This is a genomic window from Burkholderia sp. S171, assembly GCF_009766085.1.
Taxonomy (GTDB): domain Bacteria; phylum Pseudomonadota; class Gammaproteobacteria; order Burkholderiales; family Burkholderiaceae; genus Caballeronia.
The window spans coordinates 79049-103690 of sequence record NZ_LMUF01000047.1 but is presented as its reverse complement, the minus strand read 5'-3'; the positions used below and the strand labels follow the sequence as shown (position 1 = coordinate 103690).

The window sequence follows — 24642 nt, the reverse complement described above, 5'->3', positions numbered from 1 at the left end:
ACAGGCGCGTGGCGGGGCAGATTGTTAGTTGCTTTTCATCGGAAACGGCACCCGGGCGAAGCTCGGGAATACGTGGCAGCATTTAAGGGTCGAACGTAACTGGCCAATCTTCCGGAGAACGCGCATGGACGATCGAAAACTGCTTGCACGCACATCTAAACTCGACATTGCCTACACCGAGTCCGGACCGGCCGACGGGCCGCCGGTCTTGCTGCTACACGGCTGGCCCGACGCCGCGCGCGCCTGGACGCCCGTGGCAGCACGCCTCGCCGCAGCGGGTTATCGAACGATTGTTCCGGACTTGCGCGGCTCCGGCAACACGCGGTTTCTGTCAGCGGACATTGTGCGTGATGGTTCCGGCGTGGCGCTCGCACAGGACGCGATTGATCTGGCCGATGCCTTGGGAATCGATCGTTTCGATGTCGTCGGCCACGACTGGGGCGCACGCGCGGCCTACACGCTGGCCGCGCTGTTCCCCGGGCGCATTGGACGCATCGCTGCGCTCGCACTGGCGTTCCAGCCTAAGGGAGCGTTCGAATTGCCGCACTTCTCGCAGGCGCGAAAGTTTTGGTATCAATGGTTCATGGCACTCGGTGCCGCGCCCGCAGCAATCGCCGCCGATCCCAAAGGTTTTGCGCGTTTGCAATGGGATACATGGTCGCCGCCCGGCTGGTTCGACGCCGAAGAATTCGCTCTCACCGCCGCCGCCTTCGACAACCCCGACTGGGTGCCCATCACGCTTAACGGTTATCGGCGGCGCTGGCGTGAAGGCGAGGTATCCGATCCGGCGTATGCCGTGCTGCGGGAAAAACTGGCGACCATTGACCAGCTCTCCACACCTACGCTGATGCTCCAGGGAGGCGCCGATTTCTGCGATGAACCGGCTTCATCGGAAGGGATGGATGGACACTTTACGGGCGGGTATCGGCGGGTGGTATTGGATGACGTGGGGCACTTTCCGCCCCGCGAAGCGCCGGATCAAGTGGCCGATCTGGTCATCGCGCATCTGCGCGGCGGGTGAGTGCTTGGTGAGCGGAGTCACTCAAATGAAACCGCCCAAAACGCGAGACCAATTTTCAACGCGGACTAAGCGTTGATGTATTCATCCGTAGACAGCATGGTTGCATAGCCAAAACCAAGCGCTGCCATGAAGGCCGCATGCACGTGCGCGGCCGGAACTTTCACGCCGCCGAATTCCATGTCGAGCGTCGCAACGGCATCATGTATGACCGTCGCCTTGTAGCCAAAGTCGACCGATGCCCGCGTGATCGCGTCCACACACATGTGGCTCATTGCTCCGGCGATAACCACTTCTTCAACGCCATTGGTGTCCAGAATATTCTTGAGATCAGTGTCGCGAAAGGCATTGATTTGATGCTTCAGAACGACGTGTTCCCCTTCTTGATTGATCACTTGCGGAGCGATCGAGGCACCTTCGGACCCCGCGACGAAAAACGCCGCGTCGGGCTTCGGGGATTCATGGCGAACGTGCACGACGAGATGCCCGGCAGCACGCGCTGATTGAAGCAGGCGCGCTGCATTGGCGGCGGCGGCTTCAATCCCCGTCAATGTCCATTTTCCCCCTGGGAAGTAATCGTTTTGCAAGTCTACGACGATGAGTGCACGCTGGGTCATGTCTATCTCCTGGTATTGACGAGAAACGCGATCGTTCTCCGAGACTCAAGAGTAAGCTAGCGCGGTTGATTGGCGAATTGGCAGGACTGACAAAAAACGAGGCAAAACTGACAATGGCGAAAAATATCTCTCCTGTGGAAATAGCGTTGTTGATCTATCCAGGATCCCAGCTCGCCGCCGTTCATGGGCTGACTGACTTGTTCCACATTGCTGAGCGCTTGTTTCATCGGTCGAAACCGCGCTCACAAAGCGGGGAACATTCAATGCTCAGGGTAAGCCACGTTCAGTTTGATGCGGGCAACTCTTCCCCGCCATGGGCCGAGAGCGCACCTGACTTCGTGATTATTCCGCCCTCGCTCGGGGGGCTGCCCGTCGGCGATGCTTTCGCCCCGATCGTGAGGTGGTTGAATGACTGTCATGCGCGAGGCGCCGTGCTGGCGTCCGTTTGTGTCGGGACGTTCCTTCTCGCTCAGACCGGACTGCTCGCGAAGCGCTCGGCGACAACGCATTGGTCCCAGGCACAGCTTCTTGCTGAAAGCTTTCCCGACATCCGCGTGGATGCCGACAAGCTCCTGATTGACGACGGCGACATCCTGACCGCGGGAGGCCTGATGGCATGGGCCGATTTGGGTCTCACGATAGTCGACCGGCTGCTCGGTTCCGCCGCGATGATGGAGACCGCTCGTTTTCTTTTGGTCGATCCCCCCGGTCGAGAGCAACGCTACTACAGCGCCTTCTCTCCGAAGCTCAATCACGGCGACAAAACGATTCTGGACGTGCAGCACTGGTTACAACAGGACGGTGCCCGCCATCCCACCATCGCTTTGATGGCTGAGCGTGCCGGATTAGAGGAAAGGACCTTTCTTCGTCGATTTCAAAAAGCGACCGGCCTTCGCCCGACAGAGTATTGCCAGCATCTTCGGGTCGGCAAAGCACGTGAGATGCTCGAAACGAGCCGACAGTCGTTCGATCAGGTCGCCTGGAGCGTCGGTTATGAGGACGCCGGATCATTCCGGAAAGTGTTCATGAAGCTCACCGGTCTGTCTCCAGGGTATTACAGAAGACGCTTTCGAACGCAAGGCGAAGATGCCTCGCCGGTTCTGCGAGCAAAGCAGGCATGACCCGGAGGATCGGCCCAATCAGGTCTAGCCTCGCTGACGCCGACGCTGTGCGTTCAGAATGGCACGTGCTCACGGCATACTCTGAGAACCAGCTCCCGAAACCATCGATGAGCAGGGTCATTCCCTAAACGAGGATGCCACATTTGAGAAACCGTAAAACCATCGGTTGCCACAGGAAGCTCAAAAGCGTGAACCGCGACGGATGCGACGTGCTGAGTGTTCACAAAAGACGCCGGCAAGAGCGCTACCAAATCTGACGCTCGGACCACCGCCAACGCGGCAGGAAAGCTGGGCACGATCGCCATAATCGTTCGCTCCAACCCTGACAGGGCAATCGCAGCGTCAAGAGAATCGATTGTTTGGCGACCGTGCGGCGTGGCGATGTGGCCACATGCCGCGTATTGCCCGATAGTCACTTCCTGGTTTATATCGAGGGGATGGCCCTTTCTGACAACACCCAGATAGCGGTCCCGAAACAGCGCCCGGACGCGTATTTCAGGCCCCATTTCTTCGAGAACACCAATCTCGAGATCGGCGGAACCATTCCGTAGACATTCCGCGTTCTTTTCCGTTCTGGACGAAAAGTGCAAACGCACAAGCGGCGCCAATGCGCTCACTTCAGCAATCAATGGCGCGCCGAAGGCTTCCACGAACGCTTCGTTGGCACGAATCGTAAGGGTTCTCCGCAACGTTGAAAAATCCAGCGCCGCCGGCGACGAGCGCAGCACGGAGCGAGCCTCATGAACAATATTTTGCGTTCGCTCACGAATCTCTTCGGCATACGGAGTCAGCACCATATCGCGCCCGGCACGGACCAATAATGGGTCGCCGGTCTCAGCACGAAGGCGCGTCAGCGTGCGACTCATTGCTGAGGCACTCAGATGCAACGCCCGGGCAGCGCGGGTCACGTTTTTCTCGGTCAGCAACGCATCGAGTGCGAAAAGGAGATTGAGGTCCGGTTCTGGCATTGGGTTGTAGCAAGCAGAGGTGAGATAAGGCGCCTGACGCACATCTTAGTTGCATTCGGTGCAGCTTCCGCCATTCCCCACGCACCGCTATATTTGGTTTACGCAATTTACTTCAGAGGATCGCTCTCATTGCTGTCAGGTTCGAGAGCGGCCTCGTTCACCCAGGATGCCCATGCAAAACACACCTTCGCAGAAAACTGTTCTCCTTATCGGCGCTTCCCGCGGCCTTGGGCTCGCGATGGTTCAGGAGTATTTAAAGCGCGGCTATCGAGTCATCGCTACCGGGCGGGACGCCTCTACAGAAAAGCTTCGGCACGTTGCAGAAAGCTCCGGAGGCGCGCTCGAAGTAGAAACGGTCGATGTCACGATTCCAGATCAGGTTGCAGCGCTGCGTGCCCGCCTTGCGGATCGACGGATAGATGTGCTCTTCGTGAACGCGGGCGTCAAAAACGACGATCGAGAAACGATAGCGGACGTCTCGACAGAGGAATTTGTACGGGTGATGGTCACGAACTCGCTAAGCCCGATGAGAGTCATTGAGGCGTTTCAAGACCTTGTCTCGCTGACAGGAACGATCGGCGTCATGTCTTCGGGTCAGGGCAGTCTCACGAATGCCACGAACGCAAATTATGAAGTCTACAGGGCGAGCAAGGCCGCACTGAATATGCTTATGCGCACCTTCGCGGCTCGCAGCGCCGAGTACCCGCGGAGCCTCCTGCTCATGGCGCCTGGATGGGTCCAGACAGACATGGGAGGTCCAGCGGGCCGCTTGACTATCGAAGAAAGCATTCCTAACCTGGTCAATACGATCGAGGCGTATGAGGGCCGCTCCGGGTTGCATTACCTTGACTATCTCGGAAGGGTCGTTCCCTGGTAACAGGCTTCATAACCCATAACGGAAATGCTTCATGGCGTTTGCAACCTGGCCTTGCGTGTCACTTGCTCACGCTTTCCTCAATCGCTTGCTCGATGATCGATAGCCCCCTGTCCACCTCAGCCTCGGCGATGGTCAGCGGCGGAGCAAGACGGAAGACGTCTCCCAGTCCCGGCAACTGGACAATATTCATGTGCAAGCCGAGTTCGAGGCAGCGGCGTGTGATTGCAGCGGACAGCGCCGGGGCCGCAGCTTTCGTCGATCTGTTGCCTACAATTTCAATCCCGAGCATCAGCCCGCGTCCGCGTACATCGCCAATACATTCAAAGCGGTGTTGAAGCGTCTCCAGCCCGTTGCGCAAGCGGCTACCCATCACACCCGCCCGCTCTACCAGCCCATCCCGCTCGATGATCTCGACGACCTTGAGGCCGACCGCTGCGGGCATCGGATCCGACACGTGCGTCGTATAAAAGAGGAACCCGTGTTCGTGTGCCTGATTCTCTATCTCTTGCGTCGTCAGCACGGCAGCCAACGGCAGACCCGCGCCAAGCGTCTTGGACAAGGTCAGGATGTCGGGCACCACGCCGTCGTGCTCGCACGCGAACATCGTACCGGTTCTGCCCATGCCGGTTTGCGCCTCGTCCACGATCAATAGCATTCCGCGCTCTACGCACTTTGCTTTCAGCGCGCGCATATAGCCTTGCGGCAGTTCGATCAGGCCACCTGAGCTCAAAATTGGCTCAGCGATGAACGCCGCGAGGCTGCCGCTTGACTGCCTGTCGATCAGGTCGAATGCATAGTCGAGTTCAGCCGCCCAATCATAGACACCGTTGCGTTCGAATCGTGGCCGATACGGGTAGGGTGCCGGAATGGCGAAGGAGCCCACGGCGGCCGGACCGTAACCCTTGCGGCCGGCGCTGTAAGTGGCTGAAGCTGCACCGCCCGTCATGCCGTGCCACGATTGAGCGAAGCTGACGATCTCGTACCGGCCGGTGACGAGCTTTGCCATCTTGATCGCTGCTTCGTTGGCTTCGCCGCCGGTGCTGAGCAGCAGCGAACGTTCGAGTCCCTCGGGTGCGATACCGGCGAGGCGCGTTGCCAGATCCACTACCGGGCGCGAGAGCATGCCGCTGAAAAGGTGCGTGAGATTACGTGCGCTCTCCGCGATAACTTCGGCGATTTCCGGATGCGAGTGGCCCAATATGGCGCTCATCTGTCCAGAGGTGAAGTCGAGTATCGCGCGGCCCGTGGAATCGTAGACATGGCTGCCGCTGGCACGCTCGATTATGACGGGCGAGAATGTGCCACCGTAGCGAATCAGGTGCCGCTGAGCGTTTGACCAAAAGTCCCGATCGGTTTGTGCTGACATGACTGTGTCCAAAGTGGATGGCGGGCGTGCCGAAGGTCAATGTAAGCGAACTGGGTCGACGGGTGGAAATGAAAAGTTGTGATGCCTGCCATTCGAGGAGCTGATGCCATCATGTTGCAGCTGGATTTCGATTTGCTCAGGACATTTGTCGCCATAGCCGATGCCGGATCGCTCACGCGCGCGGCGGCGGAAGTTGGCCGCACGCAATCCGCGATCAGCATGCAGCTCAAGAGGATCGAAGAGATCGTCGACGGCGCCGTGCTCGTACGCACCGCACGCGGCGTGGAACTGACGTCGCGCGGAGATCGGCTGTTGTCGCACGCCCGAAGACTGGTGCGAGCCCACGACGAGGCATTGGTCGACGTGACCGGTCGCGGGCTCACGGGCTCGATCCGGCTCGGATGCCCCGAGGACTATTGCACTGAATTCCTTCCGGCCGTGCTGCGCGCGATAGCGGCGCAGCATCCGCGGGTCGCGCTGGAAGTCGTCTGTGCACCTACGCCCTTGCTCGAGAAAATGCTCGATTCACATCGTGTCGATGTGGCATTGGTATCGCTCGCCGCGGAGGGGAACGTAGAGCGGGTGATTCGCTGGGAGGACCTGGTGTGGATCGCATCGCAAGACTTCTACGCCCCCAGCGATGGACCCCTTCAAATAGCGTTGTCGGTGCCTGAAACGCTCGACCATCAGGCCGCGCGGCGTGCGCTCGACCTTGCCAATGTCAGCTATCGTGTAGCGTATGAGAGCGTCAGCAAGGATGGTCTGCTGGCTATCGTGAGAGCGGGCATTGCAGTCGCCGTGCTGACCCGAGGAGCCGTTCCCGCCGATCTGCGGATCCTGCCCGATGGCGGGATGCTCCCGCCGCTTCCCCATGTTGGCATCGCAGTCGTTTCGTGCTCGGGCGCGGTCGATTCGCTTCTTGTCGAGAGCGTGAAGGACCTCATGATTCGAACCTTGAGAACGATGTCGCCCAGCCTCGCATCAAGCCCGGGTGTAGCCACGCGTGGCTAGCCGATGCTTGCACGAGCCTTTCGAACGCACCTGTGGACGCTTCGGCGCACAGCTATAATCGTGCTCGAACTTGGCCAGGGAAATGTTATCCGTGAAAAAAATCGTCGCTTTTGCGCTTGTCGCGCTTGTACTCACTGCCTGCTCGTCCGCCGAAAAGCAGGCGGATCAAGCCCAGAGATTCGTCCACAACGAAGCGAACCTTGTCGACGCTCAACGCAATGCAGCAGTCAATTGCGATGCGGCAAACTGCGACGCCGCTTGGGCGCTCACCAAGCGCTATATCGAGCAACGCTCCGACACGTCCATCACGCGCGCGGACGCAGTCGCTATCGATACCGACGTGCCCTCTTCGGGCAAGGCCAGCTTTTCAGCGACCCGTGTCGCGAAGGGTACGGGCGCAACGCTGACGCTCTTTGCGCAGTGTCGCGGCATGTATGGACCAGACAACGCGAGAGGTTCGGACTACGACAAATGTGCCGATAAGATCCTCAAGGCGCAGAATGGATATGCGGCGTTTCTCAGGGCCCATGCGTCTGGTCAGTGAGCGTATTTGCGTGCTTTACCACCGCGTCCGTGATTTCGTTCGCATGGGAAAGCGCGGCACAGCGATGCAAAAGGTGAGATGCACGGCGGGTGTACAGTTGCAAATAAGGCTCGCATTTAACTCATTCCCGAGCCATCACACCGGAGTCGCTTGAACCATGCAAAATCCAAGTGTGTCCGTGACCTCCGTCGCGTTGCCGGCCAGCTCACGCGTAACGCTCATGTACGCGCATCCGAACCTCGCCGACGCCTTCTCCATCCGCTTGCCGGACAACGCAACCGCCGATCCCGAACTCCTCGCCCGATTCATGTTTTCGCATCAGGCGGCATGGATTGGCAAGCTCTTGCAAGTACGCGACGCGCTCGTTGCCGGGTTTGGCCTCAAGACAGCGAAGCACCTGGAGGAATCCGCGCGCTCCGAGCAAGACAAGCATGTCTCCATTTTCAGGATTTACGAGCGCGGCGTCGACGAAATCGTCCTCGGCGAAGACGACAAACATCTCGACTTCAGGCTGTCCGTGTTCCAGGAGACCCGGGCAGAGACCGCAGGCGGTGGGCGTTACCTGACGGTATCGACGGTCGTGCGATGCCACAATCTTTTGGGACGTACCTACATCCTGCTGATCACGCCGTTCCATGAAATGGTGGTCCGGTCAAGCCTGCGCCGCGCTGCTCGCATTGGCTGGCCCACTGCCTCCTGAGCCCGCTTGGGGTTGCCGCTTCACAGCACGTCAGCGCGCGCGTCACAGGATGCCGCCTTACCATAACGGTGGCAGCGTACACAATCCGGTCGGCGCCCGCGGACGCTGACCGGATAATACTGCGAAGCGGCCGGTTTATCGCCACTGGCTGGGCCTCTCCGCGCGCTGCGAAAGATAGCGGATGGACCGGATCAGACTTGCGTCGCTCGACAAAACTCGACAATTCTCCAAGTAATTCGACATGAAGGCGTAGACCACGTCGCTAGCATCCTTTCGATCGAAACACTGAAAGGATCTGCCGGGATGCCTCTACTGCTCGGATGGTTGGGTGCGGGTTCGCGGTGGCTGACCGATCTCTCGGATGCATGCGCCGCGATCCAGCGCGCCGGGAGCGTACTTCACCCGGGCGCGAGCCGCTTTCATCGCTGGCGGCGTACGCGCTTCTGGTTGCGCTCGCTGATCTGCTGGCGAACGACGAACGTGTGGCTCAAGCGCTGTTCAAGCACACCGCTGCTCGATCTGGTGAAGCGTCACCCTGCCACGCTCGAACGCATGCACCGGCCGTTCCTGCACGGTCGCTTCACGGCGGGCGAGCGGCTCGCCGCGAGCCTGGATCACCACACCCTCACGCAATGCCAACTGGCGATACTGTCTGCGCAAGCGCCGGGTGTCCGCCGACTACGATAGTTTGTCGCGTGAATGTGGCGCGTTTAATGACTGGAACGGGTGGTTCGTGCTTGCGCCGCCGGCGCTTTATCTGGCCGGTCATCAAGGGACGGACACGGGTAACGCGGTGCGGCGCAAACGCTACGCGCTCAAGGCAGATGTTGCTTCGCAGATCAAGGCGAGCCTTACGCGCTGAGCCGGGATTCTCGCTCGCACGGCTCGCTCGCGAAATTCAACGTCCGCCCCGCCCGCCTCAAGCGATCAATTTGGTCAGCGCCGGAACGCTTAGCACTGCCGCGTAATAGCCCATGAACTGGACCCCGGTGTTAAAACCAAAGCGCCGGGATAACAGTCCTCCCAGCAGCCCGATCGTCACAATCACCAGAAATCCCAGCAACTGCCCTTCCCACACGCTGATCACCACGATCAACCCGGCGAACGTCGCGATGATCGCTTCATGGCTGAGCCGACGGGCGACAAACGAAGCCGCCCGGTGCGCATAGTTCATCGAAAACGGATACGCAATCAGCGCCGCCAGCACCACCGACAACAAACCGTAGCCGAGGAACTCCCAGCTCGTCATCAACGTGTGCAGGTTGTTCATGTGCCCCGTGGCTGTATCGACGAAAAAGCGCGGCGGCGCATTGAAAAGCGGCGCAGCCGGACCCGCTGCAACGGGACTCAAAGGCAGTCCGAACGCGATCAGCGAAATCAGTGCCTCGGCAATATAGGTTGCCTCGGTGACGCCATTTCGTGCAGCGATGACTGTAGTCAAACGATGGTATGCATGCTTGATCCGCGAGCCCACCAGTTCGCCCATCACGACCGTCATCGCGACCGGGCTGAACACGAACGTCGCGCTCGACACCGCCGCCGTCGCAATGGTCCAGTTCCGCTGCTGCCGGTCGAGCACCTTGAGGGGATTTGGGAAGTAGCCGCTCCAGCCCTTGACGTCCGGCGCAAGCGAGAACGTTTTGACGCGATCGCGGCGCATCACAGCGCGATCAGCGGGCGAAAGGATGGAGAACAGGTCTGCTATCAACGGGCCGATGGCAATGCCCAGAAAGTAGCTGACGCTGAGCTTCACGCCATATTTCGCGGTCAGCGCCTGAAGCCCGACAATCACCAGAACGAATGGCACGAGCAGCAACACCGACGCCCATCGGCCCGATGAAAAATACGCGATTGCAACGGCTGCGGCAAGAAACACCCACGGCGCCGCTTTCGATATTGACGGGCCAAATGGCGCGAGCAACACAGCGAACAGCACGGCCAACGGCACCGCGACGAAGGCCGCGATGATCGCACCCGAAATCATCTTTCGCAGCGCAATGTGCGGCACGCCGAGATTGCGCAGCATGGTCGCCTGCTGAAGCAAGGGGGCCGCGAGCGTGTCGCCTGGAATGCCGAGCAGCGCGGTCGGGATCGCGTGCGTCATGTGTTTTGCGACGGCCCCGGCCATGAAAAACGTGAAGACACCCGCGGGCGGCACGCCGAGCAGCGCAACCAGCAATGTGAGCGGTGCAAGCGTCGTGGTTTCGTCCGTCCCGGAGATAAGACCGATCCCGGCGAACACGATAGCGCCAAGCAAGCCCATCGATACCGCCACAAGCACCTGGTGAGCAAGCGCGTCCATCAGGAGGACTCCTTGCTTGTATTTGTTTCAGTGACTTCAGTAACACCAAGGCCTTCGTCGAGCGTACCCTTTGACGCCTCGATACGCTGCTCGTGTTTGAGGAATACATCGTAGAGACCGAGCTCTTTCATCTCCGTGGCAACCGCGAGCGGAAGATCGGCGACGAACCCCAATCCACCCGCCTCGGCGGCAAGCTGATTAAGCACTTCGTCGCGGCGAGCCGTGTCGGATGACTGGTCGACCACAACCCGTTTCGGCTTGAACAGCTTCGCGCACACGGCGCCCGCGATCAGGCAGCCAGCGAGACCCACGAGCATTGCGTAAGCGCGGGTCATCGCGGCGTCGTGGACGTAAAGCGCGAGAAAATAATTGGCGGAGAAAAAAGCGCCCAGGCTGATACCTATGCCAAGCGCAACGGACCACGCGAGATGCCGGATATCGACCGTGTCTCCCCACACTTCAACCAGGTGGGAAGCCTGCGCGTCGACTGCGGCGGTCATGTTCACCGACGCCGGCCCTAACGCCTCGCCGGCGTCCAATACTGAATGTTTCATTGTCTCCTCCGTTTGCGGAAGTTTTTGATTCGGTCGCTAAGCACGTCGCCGATCAGGCTGCTACTCAGGCGTCGCGAGGTCCTGCAAGCAGCGTCATTGCGTAGTCGGTACGCACGTCGTTTGCCGCGACCATTTTCTTGACCACCCAATCGATGTCCGCGCCGGTCGCGCCTGCGGACATCGCGATGTTGCGCGCGTGCAGCGCCATATGCCCGCGCTGGATACCTTCGGTGGAAAGCGCGCGCAATGCACCCATGTTTTGCGCGAGGCCGACGGCGACAGCTATCTCGCCGAGGTCCTGAGCCGAATGCACGTCCATGATCTTGAGCGCGAGCCGGGCGAGCGGATGCGTCTTGGTGGCGCCGCCAACAAGACCCACGGGCATAGGCATTTCGATCGTACCCACCAGATCGCCGTTATTCGCTCTCTCCCACGTGGTCAGCGATGTATATCGACCGTTGCGGCACGCATACGCATGCGCGCCCGCTTCGACCGCGCGCCAGTCGTTACCCGTCGCGACGATCACCGGATCAATGCCGTTCATGATCCCTTTGTTGTGCGTCGCGGCGCGATACGGATCGATGGCCGCGAACAGACACGCATCGATCACGCCTTCTATAACCTGCTCACCCGAATACTCCTTGGTCGTCAGCGTATCGGCCGAATAACGAACCTGTGCGCGTGCGAGACGCAGATCCGCGAGGTTCGACAAGATGCGCAGGCGAACTTTACCGCCCGTGATCTCCTCGATACGACCGGCCACCGACTCCGCCATCGTATTGACGGTGTTCGCGCCCATCGCGTCCCGTACGTCGACTATCAGGTGCGCGACCACCATTGCCCCGCGCGGCGTGTCGGGAAACACGTGAACCTCGATGTCCTTGCAGCCGCCACCCAGACCAATCAGCACCTTGTCGCGCGTATTCGCGAGCTGGACCAGTTCCTCCTTGTGCTTGAGGATCGACAAACGCGCACCGTAAGGATCGCTCACGCCGATGATCTGCACCTGCGCGCGCATCAGCGGCCCGGTGCTCGACGTGATGAAACCGCCGGCTTCGCGCGCCATTTTCGCCATGAACGACGCCGCGGCGACGATCGATGGTTCCTCCACCGCCATGGGCACGAGCACGTCGCGTCCGTTGATCTGGAAGTAGCCGGCCACGGCCATCGGCAACTGGAACGTTCCGATCACGTTCTCGATCATGCCGTTCGCCGTTTCCAGCGAGAGCGCGGCGGGGTTGCCGAGCAACGCATGATCGGCGTCGCTCAGATTCGCTGCCTGGGCAATGTGCGTCAGGCGTTGCGCCGGCGAGAGCCCGCGAAAATTCGGCAACTTTGAATCGATGTTCACTTGCAATGCTCCTTGCTTACTCAGTTATGCATTCGCCGCGCGTCCGGCTTGCGGAAGTCTCTGGATGGAGCGAATAATAGGCCGGCTGTACCCTATTAAAAGGCACACTTTCGCAAGACAGTGAAACCACTGTACCCAGAACAATTGAGTGGAAACCGGAGCAATCACGATCATGCAACGCGAAAAGACGGGCCTGCCTCGATCCATCGCAGACAATTTGGCCAGACAGATTAAAGACGGCCTGCTGCAGGCCGGCGCCAAATTGCCTTCGATTAGGGAATACGCTGAGGGGAACGGTTGTTCCAAGAACACCGTCATCAGCGCGTTCGACATCCTGACGGCGAACGGCCTGATCGAACCGAAGCGGGGGTCGGGGTTTTTCGTGTCACGTTCGGTCGAGGTACAGCCGGTCGGCGACGAACCCACCACCCTGGACCGGGCGATGGACGTCGTCTGGCTGATGCGCGAGCAGCTGCAGAACAAGTCCGAGTTTCTCAACCTGGGCGAAGGATTTCCGCCGGTGGAATGGCTGGAAGAAACGCGTCTGGATCAATTTCATCAGCGCGTGGTTCGTACCGGCGTGGGATCGCTGTTTCGATACGGCAGCCGCTTTGGGTATCTGCCATTGCGCCAGCATCTTCAGCAAAAGCTGGCCGGGTATGAGATAGAAGCGGCGCCTACGCAGATCGTGCTGACGCACGGCGCGAATCAGGCAATGGACATGGTGTTGCGATATTTTGTGCGCCCAGGCGACACCGTACTCGTCGATGACCCAGGTTATTACCCGCTGTTCGGGAAGTTGAAGTTGAGCGGCGCGAACATGGTCGGTGTTCCAAGAGAGATCGACGGCCCTGACATCGCGGTGCTCGAAGAGCACTTGAAAACCTATCGGCCGAAACTCTTCTTCACGCAGTCCGTGGGACACAATCCGACCGCGACGGACACGAGCGCCGCGAAGGCGCATCGCATACTCAGGCTGGCTGAAACCTACGACCTCACGATTGTCGAGAACGATGCGTTAGCGGATCTGAAACCGCGCTCGCTCACGCGCATCTCGACGCTCGATCAACTGCGCCGGACGATTTATATCGGCAGTTTCGCGAAGTCGGTTTCCGCCGCGTTGCGAGTGGGTTTTCTTGCGTGCGATCCGGCGCTGGCAAGCGATCTCGCCGATGTAAAAATGCTGACGCACGTGAGCAGTTCGGAGTATTGCGAGCGCACGCTGGAGGCCATTCTGAGCGATGGCCATTTCCTGCGTCACACCAATCACATGCAGGAAAAACTTCGCCGGGCGACCGAGGCGGGCGTCAACGCGCTCCACGCACTGGGCGCGAAGATCTACAAGGTCAGTGAGCAGAGCCTCTATCTTTGGGCAGCGCTGCCCCATGGCGAAGACTCAATCAAGTTTGCCAAGGCGATGCTCGCTCAATCCGTGATTCTCGCGCCGGGGACGGTGTTTTCGCCTCACACGGAAGGCGTTTCGCCGTACTGCCGGTTTAACGTCGCGTACTTGAAGGACCCTCGATTCGCGGCCGCGCTCAAGACGCTCGGTTGAGGGTGCGCACCTGCAACTCGCATATCGTCGAATGCAAAAAAAGCCCAACTTATAGCTGGGCAAAATCCACGGGGATCGGAGCGACCCCGATGGAGGAGGTGCTATTCGTTGATTCGAACTAGTCGGTTCGAAATGACTGCGCGCACAGGATCGCTGCGCGCTCATCAACCATCGTCGAACCGTCTTCAATACCGCCCGAGTTGCTGGGCGGTTTGGCAACGCGATTGATTAGTGGCCGAAGTAGACCGACTTTGCGTTGTCGTTCAGCGCGGGGCTCACGACTGCGCGGGCGCCTGATGCCGACGAGCCATCGTTCACACCGCCGAAGCTGGTATTAGCGCCATTTTGCGCAGCGACACGTGCTTCTGCAGCTTGAATATCAGCCGGGTAATTCGGGTCATCACGGCCGGGTTGATAGCCCGCCTTTTCAAGCTGAACCAGTTGAGCTTTCACTTCAGCGCGGGTAACAGGCGCATTCGATTGAGCAAACGACGACACGGCCGGGACAGCGAGGACTGCAGCAACAATAAGCGATTGAACGAGTTTCATGACCTACCTCCGAATCTTGATTTTCGTCGCGAACAACCCTGTTCGCGTTTCAGTGATTGAAGTGTAGGTAAATGCACGCTTAAGATTAATAGCAGACTGCGCAAGGGATTATTGTCGAATTAGGTGTAAACCCTAGATCCGTGAAAAAGCATCGCCATACAAACAGCTGACGGTTATCGAACGGCTCGTTTGCCGGCACCGCCGCGAATGGGCCCGGCACGTTCTTCAATCGCGCGGCGAACCGGGTCGCGCAGACCCAGGAAAAACGCCACCTCCGCCACGATGAACAACGGCCCGACCGCGAGCCCGATCACATCGTCAACGAAAGCCGGCTTGCTGCCTTCGAAGTAGTGACCGGTGAACTGGATCACCCAGCCGATAAAAAACAATCCCACGCCCCAGGCGAGCCAGGACACGGTCGTTTGCATCGCGAGCAGTTTTCCGGCCCATACGCTCAACGCAAGCAAGAGAGTCATCAGGATACCGAATCGTATGTCGAGCCGAAGATAGAACACGGCGACCGCTACGGCGAGCAGCATTGCCGGCGACAGGGTCAGCGTGCCCATCACATCAACCGCCGGACGCGCCAGCAAAGTGGCGACCGCGACGACGATCAGTGGAATACCAATGAGGTGCGAAACAATGTTGCGCGAGTCGCGGTGATACATCGCGTACTGTCCGAGCTGGTCCACCAGGGATCTCATGGGACTACCCTCCGAAGCGTGGCTAACGGCATTCTTGTGCGAACAAGCCGCCCTGGCTAGCGTACGCGATGACGGCTTAACGCGCATCCGCGTTGCCCCGCATAGTTCGCCGCCATGCTTGCACGAAAAGCGCAGCGGACAAGCCGATCATCGACTCCCGGCAGGGATTCGATCGGTGTGAAATTCGCCCGGTCAACAACCATTGTTTGTTGTCCCGTGTTCGTTTTCATGCACAAATTCACGCGCTGCTTCGCGCAGCATTTTCCCGTCCCAAAGCCCTCTACCCGTTTGACTTTCCACGCCTTCAATACTATATTCTCTATAAATATAAGCTTATACTCATACGTAATATAGAGATTTTTCGAGGTTATAAGGCAATGCTGTTCCGGCAATTTTTCGACAGTCAGTCGAGCACCTACACCTATGTGCTCGCCTCTCGGGCGGGTGGGGAAGCGGTGATCATCGACCCCGTAAAAGAACAGCTTGCGCACTATCTGAAGGTGATCGAGCAGTTAGGTTTGCGGCTGGTTCACGCCATCGATACCCACACGCACGCCGATCACATCACCGCGCTCGGTGACCTGCGCGACGCCACGCATTGCACCACGATCATGGGCGAATTGTCGAAGGCACATTGTGTATCGCAGCATGTGCGTGAAGGCGAAATCTTGCGTGTCGATGGCATCGAGTTACGTGCGCTCTATACGCCCGGACACACCGACGAATCGTTTAGCTTCGTCCTGAATCCTTCCGCGCCGCAAGCTGTTTTCACCGGCGACGTACTACTCATTCGCGGCAGCGGACGTACAGACTTTCAGGGCGGCGACCCGCATCGGTCATGGGATTCGATCGTCAACAAGCTGTTCACGCTACCCGACGCAACCACGCTCTACCCCGCCCACGATTACAAGGGGTGGACTGCGTCAAGCATTGGCGAGGAGAAGCATTTCAATCCACGACTCGCAGGGAAAACCGAAAGCGAGTACGTAGCAATCATGAAGGGCTTGAATCTTCCGAACCCCAAGATGATGGATGTCGCCATACCGGCGAACCTGGCATGTGGTCAGCTATCGACGCCCGCAAAACGCCAGGGCTGACCCATGATTTTTGCTTTCACCCCGGTGATACAAGCTATCGCCGCAGTGCTGTGCGGCGGTTTCGTGAGTTTCTCCCTCGGCCTCGTCGGCGGAGGCGGTTCCATCCTCGCCGTGCCGCTGATCCTCTACGTAGTCGGCGTTCACAACCCGCACATCGCGATCGGGACCGCGGCGTTGGCGGTCGCGGCCAGCGCCTACATCAACATGATCCCGCACGCGCGCGCCGGGCATGTGAGGTGGGGCCCGGCCTTCGCGTTCGCCGCCAGCGGCGTGCTTGGCGCGACGCTGGGTTCGACCGTCGGCAAGCTGGTCGATGGCCAGAAGCTTTTGACGTATTTTGCGTTTCTCATGTGCTTCGTCGCTTTCCTCATGCTCCGGCCGCGCCCCTCGGCAACGGTCGGAGGCAGCCCCTTCCCGACGCCTTATCCACGTTTATGCGGAACGGGATTGGGCGCAGGAAGCTTGTCGGGATTTTTCGGGATCGGCGGAGGCTTTCTGGTGGTCCCGGGCCTGATGTTCGCGGGTCGAATGCAGATCGTCGATGCAATCGGCACGTCGTTATTCGCGGTCGGTTCGTTCGGATTGACGACAGCGATCAACTACTCGCTGTCGGGTCAGGTCGACTGGCTGGTTGCGGCGGAATTTGTCGGCGGCGGGGTGGTTGGCGGTTTGCTGGGCACGCAGGCCGCTAGCCGCCTCGCGAAAAAACGTGGCGCGCTGAACCGCGTTTTCTCAGCGATGATCATTTCGGCCGCAGCCTATATGCTCTATCACTCATGGCAGGCGCGATGACTTTCGGCTGCTTCCGTCCCAGGGACTTTGTTTTGCCGGACGGCAAGCGCCGCGCCGAAACGCTGATGCTGATGCTGATGCTGAAGCAATTCAATACCTAAATCGAAGCAGGCAACTCATGACGCAAGATAACTTCGCTGCCGGAAATCCGGTCATCGAGCAATTCGGCAAAGCGCATTGGATCGACGGCGCGGTTCACCTGCCAGACGCGAATGCGACATACAAAATCGTCTTCTCGGTCAGCGCGCCAGCCAAGAAGCCCGAGGCGCCCAATGCCGGACTAGAACGTGTTGCGCGAGCCGTGAACTTGTACAGCATGTCCGGCGTGACACCCGATCGCCTTCACTGCGTCGCCGTTATCCACGGCGAAGCAACGTCCAGTGTTTTGAACGATGCGCAATACCAGACACTCAATGGACGGCCAAACCCAACCGCGCGTCTCATTGCCGCGCTGCAAGTCGCGGGCGTTGAAATATCGGTTTGCGCGCAGGCGCTGATCGGCAATGGCTTTCCCCAGGACGGACTTCTTCCCGGCGTGACGCGCTCACTTTCAGCGCTCACGACCATTACCGTTTTGCAACGCGATGGCTACAGCTTGATGCCGCTATAGACGGCAAGAGGCATGGAAACGTAATGAATATTGGTCCGATCGCGTTACCCCTGCACCCGCTGATTTTCTTGTTGAGTGTCGCGGTAGCGCTGGCTGTTGCGCAATTTGTGAGTCATGGTGAGCAGAAGCTCCAACAGGCACTTTTCACCAGCGTTTGGGTCGGCTTGCTGGTTGCGCGCCTGTCGTTTGTCATTCGCTATTTCCCGGACTTCCAGGACAACTTCCTGAAGATGTTCGATATACGCGATCTCGGATTCGACTTTATCGCGGGTATCCTTGGCGGGCTTTCCGTGGTTGCACGCTTCTTCTTTCGCTTACCGGCGTTCCGCAAATCCCTGGTCGTCGCCGTATCGTCAGGCATGCTGGTTTGGGGCGCCGCGAATGCTGCCGTCGAGTTCTTCAAAACGCCCGAAAGCATTCCATCGATTGCATTGATGAATCGCGACGGCGATCCACAAGCGCTCACCAAAGGGGATGGCCGCCCGACGGTCATCAATCTATGGGCGTCGTGGTGTGGTCCGTGCCAGACCGAAATGCCGGTGCTCGAGCGCGCGCAGATAGACCATCCCGGTGTCCATCTCGTGTTTGTGAATCAAGGTGAGTCGGCGGGCCGTGTCGACAGCTACCTTGAATCGCATGACCTGCGCATCCGAAACTCGCTGCTTGATCCAGCGCACGCCGTTGCGAAAGCAGTGGGCGCTGTAGGCTTTCCGACCACCCTTTTCTACGATGCAAACGGCCGGCTGTTAGCGGCGCATCTCGGCCCCTTTTCGAAAGCAACGTTCAATCAGGCGCTCAAGCGGTTTTATCCAGTTGCTGTATCGAAGGATGACTGATTAAGCAGCAACGTTCACGGATAAGATGTTTGTTTAAAACGATTTGTTATCTTGATCCCGCATCCGGATCAACACCGCTTTGCGGAAAGATCAGGATGACCCAATCGACAAAAGCCTTGATAGCCGCGCCCGCATTTCTACCGTTCGGATAAACGATTGAAATGGGCACGGGCGCACTCCTCGCGCTTGCCAGCACCTCTTTCAGGCGCCCTGTTTCAAGGTACGGCGACGCGACAAACTCCGACAACTGGATCAGTCCCAATCCTTCCAGGCCGCATTGCAAATACGCTTCTGTTTCGTTGATGGCAAAGCGGCTTGGCATAGTCACGGCAACGTTTTCACCATCGACATTAAAGCGCCAATCGAGCGGCCGGCCCGTGGCGTTCGATATGTAGTTGACCGCGCGATGAGCACTCAGCGCTTGGACGCTATCAGGTTCGCCATACTCCTTCAGATACCGCGGCGCGGCGCAGGTCAGCCAGCTTAGTTGGCCCAGCCTGCGTGCGGTCAACGTCGAATCTGTCAGCTCGCCGGTGCGGATCACGCAATCGATGCCATCGTAAATCAGGTCGACGGGACGGTCGCTAAGAACCAGCGTCAGTTCAATACCGGGAAAAAGCTGTTCGAATTCACGCAGTCGCGGCAACACGATCCCGCGGCCGATGACACCCGGCATGCCCGCTCGTATTCGGCCATGCGGAGTCGTTGGGTCCACTAACAGGCCGGTCTCTGCCTGGGCGATGTCCGACAGGATTGCCCGGCATGACGCGTAGTAACGTTCGCCCGCATCGGTGAGGCTGAGCGTCCGGGTACTTCGACGAAGCAGTGTTGTGCCCAGATGCCGCTCAAGATTCTTGATCAACGTCGTTACCGATGACCGGGGCATTGACAAGGTCTGCGCCGCTTTGCTGAAGCTCTGTGTTTCGACGACGCGCGCAAAGGTTGTCATCGCTTGAAGTTTGTCCATGAACGGGGTACGTGTCCGGTTTGTATTTCGTCGGCGGCGGGCGGCTCAGCAGCGTCGTTCATCCGGCGCTGATCTCCGGCCTCTCCTGCTGAGTCGTTCGATTCCCACGCGTTCTCATTTCCGTTACAGCGAACAATGCCGCGTACCCCCGCCCCTACACTTCCGATTGTCCGGCTGACCTCCCCTATAACGCGCTGCGGAGTATTGAGCCGGTGATGACGGGTCGCGTCCAGCACGCGCTTCCGATAACTTTTCTCAAGCTAAAAAGGGTATTTGTATGTCGCATGCTAATTCTATTCTGGTCTTGGGCGCCGGCGAACTCGGCATGTCCATGTTGCGCAGTCTCACGCGCCGCGCTATGCCGGCGTCAGGCATTTCTATCGCGGCGCTCCTGCGTCCGTCGACAATCGATTCGCGAGATCCCACCAAGCAAAAGGACATTGCCGAGCTGCGCTCGCTTGGCATCGAATTGGTCGCCGGCGATCTGGCGGCACAATCGGAAGAATCGCTTGCCGCCGTTTTTGGCCGGTTCCACACGGTGATTTCGTGCACCGGATTCGTGGGCGGCAGCGGCGTTCAGCGCAAGCTCGCCCGGGCCGCGCTTAAGGCCGGAGTGCAGCGATATTTCCCCTGGCAATTCGGCGTCGACTACGATGTCATCGGCCGGGGTAGCCCGCAGGATCTGTTCGATGAGCAGCTCGACGTGCGCGACCTGCTGCGCGCGCAAGATCAGACAGAGTGGGTGATCGTATCGACCGGGATGTTCACCAGCTTTCTCTTCGAGCCATCGTTCGGCGTGGTGGACCTCAATCGGAAGACCGTGAACGCATTGGGCAGTTGGGAGAACGGTGTGACCGTGACAACGGCCGACGACATCGGCGCGTTGACCACCGAGATTGTGTTTGCGGAGCCGCGCATCGTGAATCAGATCGTGTACCTAGCCGGCGACACCGTTACCTACCGTCAACTCGCCGATACAGTCGATGGGTTACTGGACCTGAACGTCCGTCGCACTGAGTGGAACGTGCCGGACTTGAAGCGCGAACTGGCCGACGATCCCGACAATTCGATCAAGAAATATCGCGCGGTATTCGCCGAAGGAAAAGGCGTGGCATGGGACAAGTCGCAGACGTTCAATGCTCAACGTGGCATGGCGGCTTGTGGGCTTGAAGACTGGATGCGCGCGAATCTGTTGGCGAATGAAAGCGTTGCGCTGCCGGAGGTTGGGCGCCGGTGAGATAGGGTCGGGCGGACTCGTACTGATCGAGCGATTAGACTATCCCGCATATCAGCCGCCGCGTCCGGCTGATATGCAGCGCGTCCAACACTGCCAGCCGCTGCAACGTACGCGATCGCCGATCGCGTGCCGCCGCCTACGCCTCCACCGTCCGTGCGCTCAGGATGCGAGACAGATTTACCTCGATCCAGTCCGCCAACGACCTGACCTGGCGCGCGACTTCCTCCCCCAGCGGCGTCAGCCGATAGTCCACATGCGGCGGCACCTCGTCATACGCAGTGCGTATCACAAAGCCATCGGCCGCCAACCACTGCAGCGTCTGCGCGAGCATTTTTTCGCTCACGCCATCCACCCTTCGGCGCAGATCGCTGAAACGGCAGGTCTGCTCCAGCAACACCATCAACACGAGAACACCCCATCGGCTGGTGACATGCTTGAGCACTTCCCGCGACGGGCAGTCCGCCTGCAACAATTCACCGCGGCGCAACAGATCCGACAACGGCACGCCGTCACGGGCCAAATCCACATTTGAGTCCATCGATACTTACCTCCGCGTACGTACTTACGAAAAGTTAGTTTATCCGATACGGTACGGTTTCTGTCGCATTCACCCCAGGAGTTTGATCATGATCGTCGTTACCGGAGCCACCGGCCAACTTGGCCGGCTTGTTATCAAAGCCTTGTTGAAAACTGAATCGGCGAGCGCAATTGTTGCCGCGGTACGCAGTCCGGAGAAGGCGGCCGATCTCGCGGCGCTGGGCGTGCAAGTCCGGCGCGCCGACTATAACGAACCCGCCACGCTCGACGCCGCGTTCAAGGGCGCGGACAAATTGTTGCTGATTTCATCGAATGAAGTTGGGCGGCGTGCAGTCCAGCATCGCGCCGCGATCGATGCCGCGAAACGCAATGGCCTGCAATTGATCGGCTACACCAGCGTGCTGCACGCCGATACTTCTCCGCTAGAACTAGCCGGTGAGCATCGCGAGACGGAAGAGGCACTGCGCGCATCGGGCGTACCGTTCGTTTTGCTACGTAACGGCTGGTACACCGAAAACTACACCGGCAGCCTCGCCCCCGCGCTCGAACACGGCGCGATCCTTGGCAGCGCTGGCGACGGCAAGATTTCCTCGGCGGCACGTGCGGACTATGCGGGAGCGGCAGCGCTGGTGATGACGCGCGACGGCCAGGCGGGACGCGTGTATGAACTGGCCGGCGACTCGGCCTACACGCTCGCCGAGCTCGCTGCCGAAGTGACGCGGCAGTCGGGCAAGAAGGTCGAGTACCGGAATCTTTCGGAAGCCGACTACAAAGCGGCGCTGATCGAAGTCGGGTTGCCGGAAGCCCTGGCTGCGCTGTTGTCGGATTCGTCTACGGGGTCATCAAAAGGTGCTCTCTTCGATGACAGTCATCAGTTGAGTCAACTCCTTGGCCGGTCGACTACGCCCTTGGCTACCGTGGTGGCCGAAGCGCTCGCGGCGTAATTGCAAGTTCCTTATAGTTAGTAGCGATGGTGCGTGTGGGTCAGTCACTGGGACCCGACACGCACCATTCGTTCGTTGTGACTTCCGCGTTGCAACTTGCTCATTGTTCTTCGGTCGCTAAAGCCTAAGAACGAACGCTTCCCAGCATCGACGTTCGACGCCGCTTCGTTCAGGGGCATCTTCCATTTCATCGGGCGTGCGCATAGCGACGCTTGCGATTTCATTCCCCTCCCGTTCTCACCTCGAACCGGGTCATTGCACATCAATCCGCCGATAACGCACCGCGATCGCTGGCAAGTGTTCGTATACTTATCAGATGTAGCGTTTTTTGTTGTCAAACCGCCTCTACGCTGGTAGCCTCCCTCCAAGCTATTGAAACGTAAGCATAAATAACTCATGCCGACTGCTTTACCTTCGTCATCCGTTCGCAATCCGGAGAACCGCTCCTCAATCAAGCGGCTTACTCGTGAACATTTCGCGCTCTATCGCGGATATCTGGATGGCGTTTCGGTCGAGCAACTGCATGCGACCTACGGCGATGCCACAACCGATCTCCGGGCTACCCGACGTCTGATCGGCTTGTTGCGCGACACGCTGTCGGGCGCTGCACGCCGTACCCGCGATGTCGAAGCCACGCATCTTCTGCGCCTGAGACCCGGCAGCATTCCTGACGCCCAGCGGCTGGAGGCCAGCGAAATGCCATCGCTGGAGGCTTATCGGGAATCCGTCGATCCAGACGGTTTTCATAGTGAAGTCGAGCTGCTGGAGCTTTATCAGGCGGAATTTCCGCAGAAAAATGACCTGAGCGTCGACCGGCGTTCATCCCGGAATGCCCGCCTGCGCCGCCGTCAGATCGACGCCCTCGCTCGCATGGAAGCCAGTCTGGTCCAGGCGCCGCAGCCGGACCACCCGGTCGCGAGCTGGCTCGAACCCGCGATTGCCGGCCGTATGCAGGTCACAGGTATTCATACACTCGCCGATCTCCTCGAGTTCATCGAGCGACGCGGCCACCGCTGGTATGCGAGCGTGGCGCGTGTCGGGCCAAAGGCCGCACGCCGGATAGTTGACTGGCTTGCGCTTCACGCCGATTCGCTTCGTCATACGCTGTCCAAACGGGCGCTCATTGCGCGCCGGCGCTTGTCCAGCAACGATCCCGCGCTTGTGCGGCCGCGCCAGAACGGCATTGTGCCGATCGAATCACTGGCTGTACCCGCGGAAATAGACGGATCAACGGGGACTAACCGCGCGCGAAACCGAGCTTTGGCGTGTTCACTGGAAACGGATTTGCAGGCAATCGATGCGTGGCTTGCTGCGAAGCAACACAGTCCGCATACCGTCCGGGCTTATCGCCGGGAAGCTGAGCGCCTGCTTCTGTGGGCCATCAACGAAAAGAAAAAGGCGCTGTCGTCGCTGAATGGTGTCGACTGCGCGGGGTATATCGAGACGTTTTTAGGCGATCCGCAGCCAACCGCCCGCTGGGTCGGACGCGCGAAAATCGAGCGAACTCACCTGGATTGGCGGCCGTTTGTCGGCGCCCTCTCCAATCGCAGCCGGGAAACCGCGCGGTCAATTCTTCACGCAATGGGCCAGTGGCTGGTCGAGCAGAACTACTGGGCGGACAACCCGTTTTCGAATACCCCGGCGGTAGCGATTGGCGCCCGAATTGACGTTTCAGGGCGCTCGCTCAACCACGGGCAGTGGCAAAGCGTGGTGCAGGCGGCCTCGCGTGACCGGTATTCTCAACGGGAATTGCGCGACTATCTGGCGCTGAATCTTGCGTACTCGACTGGGCTGCGGCGGGCGGAACTGGCGCGTGCAACAACCGGTGGGCTGATCCGGCCTACGCTGGAATGTGAGGTTGAAAACAGGCCTGAAGGCCCGTCGGCTAACGCGTGGCAACTGGCCATTCCCGGAAAAGGCCGGGCAGCACGAACCATTGCGATCCCACAGGCCGTCATGGAGTTAATTTTTGAGACCCTGCGAGCCCGCGGCTTGCCCGGAGACCCGGGCGCTTGCCCGGCCGACACCCCGCTCCTGCCGCATTTTCGCACCGGCAATTCACTGACGCCGGACGGGATGGGTCAGGTATTCCGGCGGCTTTTCTCCTGGGCCGCCCTTCTTTCAACACCGCAAAATCTGCTCGATTCACGTCGTTGCTTCGATGCGAGCACGCACTGGCTCCGTCACACCCATTCGCATCACGCACTGGAAAGCGGCGCGGATTACCGTGAGGTGCAAATCCGCCTCGGCCACGCTAACCTGGCCACCACGCTTCTTTATGTGAAAGCCCGTCGTCACGGTCCGCTCACGAGCGGTAAAAGCAGCGTTTTGTCGACACGTTAACAGCAAGAAATTCCTCGCCGACGCTTGAATCTACAGACCTAA

The 24642-nt window shown here is 59.4% G+C and carries 26 protein-coding genes; 16 read left to right on the top strand and 10 right to left on the bottom strand.

The annotated features are described in order from the left end of the window. Positions 1-124: 124 nt before the first annotated feature. Positions 125-1021 (top strand): alpha/beta fold hydrolase, encoded by an 897-nt coding sequence (locus tag GSQ93_RS25745; protein WP_158938467.1) that lies wholly within the window; start codon positions 125-127, stop codon positions 1019-1021. 65 nt (positions 1022-1086) lie between these two features. On the opposite strand, the gene GSQ93_RS25740 is transcribed toward GSQ93_RS25745, so the two are convergent. Next, positions 1087-1635, bottom strand: a complete 549-nt coding sequence (locus GSQ93_RS25740) for a cysteine hydrolase family protein (protein WP_158938466.1) — start codon at positions 1633-1635, stop codon at positions 1087-1089. A 113-nt stretch (positions 1636-1748) separates the two neighbouring features. Here GSQ93_RS25740 and GSQ93_RS25735 point away from each other — a divergent pair, with 113 nt between their 5' ends. Further along, positions 1749-2756 carry a GlxA family transcriptional regulator gene (locus GSQ93_RS25735; protein WP_158938465.1) on the top strand — a complete coding sequence of 336 codons (1008 nt, stop codon included), beginning with the start codon at positions 1749-1751 and terminating at the stop codon, positions 2754-2756. 53 nt (positions 2757-2809) lie between these two features. Here GSQ93_RS25735 and GSQ93_RS25730 read toward each other — a convergent pair whose 3' ends face one another. After that, positions 2810-3724 carry a LysR family transcriptional regulator gene (locus tag GSQ93_RS25730; protein ID WP_158938464.1) on the bottom strand — a complete coding sequence of 305 codons (915 nt, stop codon included), beginning with the start codon at positions 3722-3724 and terminating at the stop codon, positions 2810-2812. A gap of 172 nt (positions 3725-3896) precedes the next feature. Here GSQ93_RS25730 and GSQ93_RS25725 point away from each other — a divergent pair, with 172 nt between their 5' ends. Then, on the top strand, positions 3897-4601 hold the full coding sequence (locus tag GSQ93_RS25725) for an SDR family NAD(P)-dependent oxidoreductase (RefSeq protein WP_158938463.1): 705 nt from the start codon (positions 3897-3899) through the stop codon (positions 4599-4601). A 58-nt stretch (positions 4602-4659) separates the two neighbouring features. On the opposite strand, the gene GSQ93_RS25720 is transcribed toward GSQ93_RS25725, so the two are convergent. After that, on the bottom strand, positions 4660-5967 hold the full coding sequence (locus GSQ93_RS25720) for an aspartate aminotransferase family protein (protein ID WP_158938462.1): 1308 nt from the start codon (positions 5965-5967) through the stop codon (positions 4660-4662). 111 nt (positions 5968-6078) lie between these two features. Between GSQ93_RS25720 and GSQ93_RS25715 the strand changes: the two genes are divergently transcribed. From GSQ93_RS25715 to GSQ93_RS25695, 5 genes are all read left to right on the top strand, one after another. Then, a complete protein-coding gene (locus GSQ93_RS25715; RefSeq protein WP_254074052.1) occupies positions 6079-6978 on the top strand; it encodes a LysR family transcriptional regulator in 900 nt (299 codons plus the stop codon). Between the two features lie 91 nt (positions 6979-7069). Beyond that, positions 7070-7522 (top strand): hypothetical protein, encoded by a 453-nt coding sequence (locus GSQ93_RS25710; RefSeq protein ID WP_158938461.1) that lies wholly within the window; start codon positions 7070-7072, stop codon positions 7520-7522. 157 nt (positions 7523-7679) lie between these two features. Further along, positions 7680-8222 (top strand): DUF2867 domain-containing protein, encoded by a 543-nt coding sequence (locus tag GSQ93_RS25705; protein WP_158938460.1) that lies wholly within the window; start codon positions 7680-7682, stop codon positions 8220-8222. Between the two features lie 303 nt (positions 8223-8525). After that, positions 8526-8909, top strand: coding sequence for a DUF535 family protein (locus GSQ93_RS25700; RefSeq protein ID WP_158938459.1), 384 nt, complete (start codon positions 8526-8528; stop codon positions 8907-8909). Further along, on the top strand, positions 8890-9084 hold the full coding sequence (locus tag GSQ93_RS25695) for a hypothetical protein (RefSeq protein ID WP_158938458.1): 195 nt from the start codon (positions 8890-8892) through the stop codon (positions 9082-9084). The genes GSQ93_RS25700 and GSQ93_RS25695 overlap by 20 nt, the downstream gene beginning before the upstream one ends. A 57-nt stretch (positions 9085-9141) precedes the next feature. Here the strand turns inward: GSQ93_RS25695 and GSQ93_RS25690 are convergent, their stop codons facing one another. The 3 genes from GSQ93_RS25690 to GSQ93_RS25680 form a co-directional block, all read right to left on the bottom strand. Beyond that, positions 9142-10524, bottom strand: coding sequence for a tripartite tricarboxylate transporter permease (locus tag GSQ93_RS25690; RefSeq protein ID WP_158938457.1), 1383 nt, complete (start codon positions 10522-10524; stop codon positions 9142-9144). After that, on the bottom strand, positions 10524-11024 hold the full coding sequence (locus tag GSQ93_RS25685) for a hypothetical protein (RefSeq protein ID WP_254074078.1): 501 nt from the start codon (positions 11022-11024) through the stop codon (positions 10524-10526). Before GSQ93_RS25685 ends, GSQ93_RS25690 begins: the two co-directional genes overlap by 1 nt. Before the next feature lie 118 nt (positions 11025-11142). Continuing rightward, the gene (locus tag GSQ93_RS25680; protein ID WP_158938456.1) at positions 11143-12435 is read right to left on the bottom strand and encodes a hydroxymethylglutaryl-CoA reductase, degradative; all 1293 of its coding nucleotides are present in this window, start codon (positions 12433-12435) and stop codon (positions 11143-11145) included. Positions 12436-12601: 166 nt separating this feature from the next. Between GSQ93_RS25680 and GSQ93_RS25675 the strand changes: the two genes are divergently transcribed. After that, a complete protein-coding gene (locus GSQ93_RS25675; RefSeq protein ID WP_158938455.1) occupies positions 12602-13984 on the top strand; it encodes a PLP-dependent aminotransferase family protein in 1383 nt (460 codons plus the stop codon). Positions 13985-14212: 228 nt separating this feature from the next. On the opposite strand, the gene GSQ93_RS25670 is transcribed toward GSQ93_RS25675, so the two are convergent. Both GSQ93_RS25670 and GSQ93_RS25665 read right to left on the bottom strand, forming a co-directional pair. Beyond that, a complete protein-coding gene (locus GSQ93_RS25670; RefSeq protein ID WP_158938454.1) occupies positions 14213-14533 on the bottom strand; it encodes a DUF4148 domain-containing protein in 321 nt (106 codons plus the stop codon). A gap of 173 nt (positions 14534-14706) precedes the next feature. Beyond that, the gene (locus GSQ93_RS25665; RefSeq protein ID WP_158938453.1) at positions 14707-15237 is read right to left on the bottom strand and encodes a DUF962 domain-containing protein; all 531 of its coding nucleotides are present in this window, start codon (positions 15235-15237) and stop codon (positions 14707-14709) included. Between the two features lie 377 nt (positions 15238-15614). Between GSQ93_RS25665 and GSQ93_RS25660 the strand changes: the two genes are divergently transcribed. The 4 genes from GSQ93_RS25660 to GSQ93_RS25645 all read left to right on the top strand — a co-directional run bounded on the left by GSQ93_RS25660 (position 15615) and on the right by GSQ93_RS25645 (position 18572). Beyond that, entirely contained in the window at positions 15615-16334 is a 720-nt protein-coding gene (locus tag GSQ93_RS25660) for an MBL fold metallo-hydrolase (protein ID WP_158938452.1), read from the top strand. A gap of 3 nt (positions 16335-16337) precedes the next feature. Continuing rightward, on the top strand, positions 16338-17126 hold the full coding sequence (locus GSQ93_RS25655; protein WP_174254678.1) for a sulfite exporter TauE/SafE family protein: 789 nt from the start codon (positions 16338-16340) through the stop codon (positions 17124-17126). Between the two features lie 118 nt (positions 17127-17244). Next, positions 17245-17736: a DsrE family protein gene (locus GSQ93_RS25650; protein ID WP_158938451.1), complete on the top strand. Its 492-nt coding sequence runs from the start codon at positions 17245-17247 to the stop codon at positions 17734-17736. A 23-nt stretch (positions 17737-17759) separates the two neighbouring features. Further along, positions 17760-18572, top strand: coding sequence for a TlpA disulfide reductase family protein (locus GSQ93_RS25645; protein ID WP_158938450.1), 813 nt, complete (start codon positions 17760-17762; stop codon positions 18570-18572). A 46-nt stretch (positions 18573-18618) separates the two neighbouring features. On the opposite strand, the gene GSQ93_RS25640 is transcribed toward GSQ93_RS25645, so the two are convergent. Then, the gene (locus GSQ93_RS25640; protein WP_158938449.1) at positions 18619-19539 is read right to left on the bottom strand and encodes a LysR family transcriptional regulator; all 921 of its coding nucleotides are present in this window, start codon (positions 19537-19539) and stop codon (positions 18619-18621) included. A 277-nt stretch (positions 19540-19816) separates the two neighbouring features. On the opposite strand from GSQ93_RS25640, the gene GSQ93_RS25635 reads away from it, so the two are divergent. Next, positions 19817-20776: an aromatic alcohol reductase gene (locus tag GSQ93_RS25635; protein WP_158938448.1), complete on the top strand. Its 960-nt coding sequence runs from the start codon at positions 19817-19819 to the stop codon at positions 20774-20776. A 136-nt stretch (positions 20777-20912) separates the two neighbouring features. On the opposite strand, the gene GSQ93_RS25630 is transcribed toward GSQ93_RS25635, so the two are convergent. Beyond that, entirely contained in the window at positions 20913-21314 is a 402-nt protein-coding gene (locus GSQ93_RS25630) for a helix-turn-helix domain-containing protein (protein WP_174254677.1), read from the bottom strand. 88 nt (positions 21315-21402) lie between these two features. Here GSQ93_RS25630 and GSQ93_RS25625 point away from each other — a divergent pair, with 88 nt between their 5' ends. Both GSQ93_RS25625 and GSQ93_RS25620 read left to right on the top strand, forming a co-directional pair. Then, positions 21403-22257, top strand: coding sequence for an SDR family oxidoreductase (locus tag GSQ93_RS25625; protein WP_158938447.1), 855 nt, complete (start codon positions 21403-21405; stop codon positions 22255-22257). 396 nt (positions 22258-22653) lie between these two features. Then, entirely contained in the window at positions 22654-24600 is a 1947-nt protein-coding gene (locus GSQ93_RS25620) for a site-specific integrase (RefSeq protein ID WP_158938446.1), read from the top strand. Positions 24601-24642 lie beyond the last annotated feature (42 nt).